This window comes from Microcoleus sp. T3_B1 (assembly GCF_036700445.1).
Taxonomy (GTDB): Bacteria; Cyanobacteriota; Cyanobacteriia; order Cyanobacteriales; family Microcoleaceae; genus Microcoleus.
Map to the genome: position 1 here is coordinate 1 of NZ_JAUBOX010000126.1, position 4618 is coordinate 4618.

Annotated in this window: 2 protein-coding genes; one reads left to right on the forward strand and one right to left on the reverse strand. The window is 48.4% G+C overall.

The window, feature by feature from the left end:
* Positions 1-73: 73 nt before the first annotated feature.
* The gene (gene cobJ, locus QT990_RS33615; RefSeq protein ID WP_333144470.1) at positions 74-1849 is read right to left on the reverse strand and encodes a precorrin-3B C(17)-methyltransferase; all 1776 of its coding nucleotides are present in this window, start codon (positions 1847-1849) and stop codon (positions 74-76) included.
* A gap of 211 nt (positions 1850-2060) precedes the next feature.
* On the opposite strand from cobJ, the gene QT990_RS33620 reads away from it, so the two are divergent.
* The coding region (locus QT990_RS33620; protein ID WP_333466291.1) for a cobaltochelatase subunit CobN at positions 2061-4618 on the forward strand (2558 nt) is incomplete at its 3' end.

Here is a 4618-nt window from a genome sequence, read left to right on the forward strand (position 1 = left end):
TATATTATCAAGGGACTCGCGAGTTCATTCATCTTTCTAAATGCTGTTTTCTTACTTTTTCAGCAAGCCCTACTTATTTTTCGTACCTGCGCGGCGTGTAAACCCAAACATCTCCATATTTGCGGGGAATAATCCGAGTCTGACTCGAACCGACAATCACTAAAGTTCTCATGTCTGCATCTTGCGGCTGGAATTCGCCGAGGGTGCAAACCCGCACAGATTGGCCGGGCCGGCCGAGGTTTCGCCCTAGTACGACGGGGGTTTTAGCATCGCGACTTTGCAACAAAATCTCGATCGCCCTTCCGAGTTGCCAAATCCGCTGTTTCGAGATGGGATTGTAAAATGCCATAACTAAATCGGCAGCCGCAGCGGCCGAAATCCGCTGTTCAATGACCTCCCAAGGCTTGAGAATATCCGAAAGGGAAATCACGCAAAAATCGTGTCCGAGGGGTGCTCCGATCGCAGCAGCGGCTGCCTGCATGGCTGAAATGCCCGGTGCTACCCGAATATCAATGCCTTGCCATTCGGGTTTGGCATCAAAGTCGATCGCCTCAAACACCGCCGCAGCCATTGCAAAAATACCCGGATCTCCCGACGAAACCACGGCGACTGATTTGCCGGATGCTGCTAAATCTAGGGCAAAACGGGCGCGATCGATCTCTTCGCGGTTGTCGGAATCGTGCCGATTTTGCCCTTCCCGCAGGGTTCCAGCTAAGTCGAGATAAAATTTGTAACCCACCCAATCCGTGGCTTCGCGCATAATTTCCTTAACTTCCGGGGACATCCAGGGCGCGCCTCCGGGGCCGGTACCGACGATCGCCAGTTTGCCGCGGCTAATTCCGATCGCCCTAGCATCAAAGGGTTGGGCGGCCAGGGCGATCGCGCAATTCAGTGCGTTTGGGCGATCGGACTCGATTAAGTGACTGTTGGCACCGGCTGCTGTCAGGGCAATTTGTGCGGCCTTATTTTCGATGAATTCAATTGAGTCTAATTCGACAAGTTCGGAGAGATTGAAAAAGCGGACGGGGACTTTAAAATATTGTGAAACTGCTTCAAGTGCCGGGTTTCCCATCTCCTGTTTTAATGCAAAAAATCCAGCAACAGAAGCTGCTGCTAAACCCGCGTTTTCCAACACTTGCTGGACAAATGAAACCGCTATTTCTGGCTCAATATTCGATAGCTTTGTCAGTGCAACTGCCACAATTTGCGGATGGTAAACTAAACAATCGGGCGTTGGCACAATTGCTTTTTCGGTGACGCGAATAGTCAATTTTGCGTCGGGGGCGATCCTCTTCGAGGGCTTCGCTAACGGCAAATTGCTCTCGGAAAGCCAGCTTGCAGCCCCTTCTAGGCGTACTTTGGCCCCGGCGAGCAAATTTGAAATAAAAGTCTTCGCGTCCTCTGGATTCGCTAAATAATAGCCTTGGGGAGGACTCAGCAGCGCGGTGCGAAAGCGGATATCTCCGGTGGTAGTAATTGCAGGTTGTACGCCCAGGGCTGCTGCAATCTCTCTGGCCAAATCATTAACGCCGTGCAAACCGCCCAGCAGGGGTACGACGGCGCTTCCGTCTTCTGCGACGGCTAAAACTGCCGGTTCGGCGCGTTTGTCTGACAGCAGCGGGGCGAGGGTACGGATGATTATTCCGGCGGCGCAGATGGCGATGATTGGGGTTTCTGTTGCAAACAATTCCCGCAATGTTTCGCCGAAGTTGCTAAAGTTGATGTCTGTGTTGGAAGTGCGATCGATTAAACCGTAAATCTGGGAACCGGGGAAATGTGCGGAGATTTTTTTGGCGATCGGCTGGCTGTTTTGACCTAAGATAACTATTGCGGGAGGAACTCGAACCATTTTAGATTTTAGATTTTAGATTTTATGAGAGTTGCGACGGAAATTAGGAATTGATAATTGATAATTGGTAATGTAGGGGCGGGTTCGCCAAGGTCTGCAATACAACACCCGAAATCTACTAAACCCGCCCCACCCCCACCGAGGATGCTATCTAATATAATATAACCTAATTAAAACAGGCTACAATCAATAAATATTTCGAGGTTTGGCTGTGAAACGCATTGTCTTAATTGCAGGGTTTGAATCTTTTAATGCCGATTTGTACCGGAAAGCTGCCGAGTTGGCTGTTTCTGGGTGTCAGGGATTGGAAGTACGGGTTTTTAGCGATCGCGCCCTCGCAGACGAACCTGACGCTGTAGCAGCCGCCCTCTTGAATGCTGATGTGTTTTTCGGGAGTTTGCTGTTTGATTACGATGCGGTAATGTGGCTGCGGGAAAGGGTGCAGAATATTCCGATTCGCCTGGTTTTTGAGTCGGCTTTGGAATTGATGAGTCTTACTCAAATCGGTGCTTTTAAAATTGGCGACAAACCGAAGGGAATGCCGAAGCCTGTTAAGTTTATTCTGGATAAGTTCAGCAATGGGCGAGAAGAAGATAAGCTGGCTGGTTATATCAGCTTTTTGAAGGTTGGGCCGAAGTTATTGAAATATGTGCCGGTGCAAAAAGTGCAGGATTTGCGAAACTGGCTGATTATTTATGGTTACTGGAATGCGGGCGGTGCGGATAATGTTGTCTCGATGTTTTGGATTATTGCCGAAAAGTATTTGGGGCTGAAGGTTGCAGAAATTCCGCCGCCTGTGGAAACTCCCAATATGGGTTTATTGCATCCTGATTATAATGGTTATTTTGAATCGCCTCGGCAATATTTGGATTGGTATCTCGCTAATCAAAGTGCTAGGGGCGGGCAAGATGCCCGTTCCACTAAAGAGGCTAGACATCTTGATAGAAAGGCTTATAACGGGCAAGATGCCCGTTCCACAAAATTTGAGACTAATTTGTCTGAAAATTTAGACCGGGTTTCTAACGGGCAAGATGCCCGTTCCACAAAATTTGAGACCAATTGGTCTCAAAATTCTGACAGAGGAAAATCCCCTGTTGTGGGCATCTTGCTTTACCGCAAACACGTTATCACCAAGCAGCCTTATATTCCTCAATTAATTCGCTATTTTGAAGGTGCGGGAATTGTGCCTTTGCCGATTTTTATCAATGGCGTTGAAGGCCATGTGGCGGTGCGAGATTGGATGACGACTGCTGATGAAACTGCGCGGCGAAAACAAGGCAATATTGAAACTCTTTCGCTTTCTAAAGATGCTGTGGAAGTTGATGCGATTGTTTCTACTATTGGCTTTCCTTTGGTTGGCGGGCCTGCTGGTTCGATGGAGGGTGGGAGGCAGGTGGAAGTTGCTAAGCGGATTTTAACTGCTAAAAATGTACCTTATTTTGTGTCCGCACCTCTGCTGATTCAGGATATCCATTCTTGGACTCGTCAGGGGATTGGAGGTTTGCAAAGTGTGGTATTGTATGCTTTGCCTGAGTTGGATGGTGCGATCGATCCAGTGCCCCTGGGCGGTTTGGTGGGTGAGGATATTTATCTCGTGCCCGATCGCGCGAAACGCCTGACAAGTAGAATTAACAATTGGGTGAAACTACGTCAAACTCCGCCATCTGAAAGGAAAATTGCGATTATTCTCTACGGGTTTCCTCCCGGTTACGGGGCGGCGGGTACGGCTGCTTTATTAAATGTACCGAAATCGCTGCTAAATTTCCTGCACAAACTTCAAGCGGCAGGTTATACAGTTGGAGAAATTCCGGCTGACGGTGAGGAGTTAATTCGCAGGGTGAAAGAGGCGGATGAAGCTACTTGTGAGGGGCAAGATGCCCGTTCCACAAAAGAGACTGTTAATGTCAAAACTTTAGAAAGATGGCTGGGCTATCTGTTAACAACTCGTATCGAAAAACAGTGGAAATCTCTGACTGGTACTGGGATTAAGACAGAGGGCGACGAGTTCCAAATCGGCGGCATTCAACTGGGGAATGTTTGGATAGGTTTGCAGCCGCCGCTGGGAATTTCGGGCGATCCGATGCGCTTAATGTTCGATCGCGATTTGACGCCTCACCCTCAATACGCTGCTTTTTACAAGTGGCTGCAAAATGATTTGCAAGCTGATGCTGTGGTTCACTTCGGAATGCACGGCACTGTGGAATGGTTGCCGGGATCTCCTCTGGGAAATACTGGCTATTCTTGGTCGGATATTCTGTTGGGAAGTTTGCCCAATCTTTATATCTATGCTGCCAACAATCCCTCGGAATCGATGTTGGCAAAACGGCGCGGTTACGGTGTTTTGATTTCTCACAACGTGCCGCCATACGGCCGCGCGGGCTTGTACAAGGAATTGATGGCTTTGCGGGATTTGATTGCGGAATATCGGGAAGATACGGCAAAGAATTATGTGCTGAAAGAGGCTATTTGCAAGAAAGTTTTAGATAGCGGTTTGGAGGCTGATTGTCCGTTTGATGATGCTCGAAAATTGGGGATTGCTTTTAGTTTTGAGAATGTGGGAATGTTCAGTGCTGATGCTTTTAACCGCTATTTGGTGAAGCTTTATGAGTATTTGCAGGTGGTGGAATGTCGCTTGTTTTCTTCTGGTTTGCACGTTCTCGGCGAACCGCCTAATTCTGAGGAAATGACCTCTTATCTTGAGGCTTATTTTGGGGAGAGGTTATCAGAGGAACAGGTGAAAGCAATTGTTTGGCAAACCAACACAGGCAA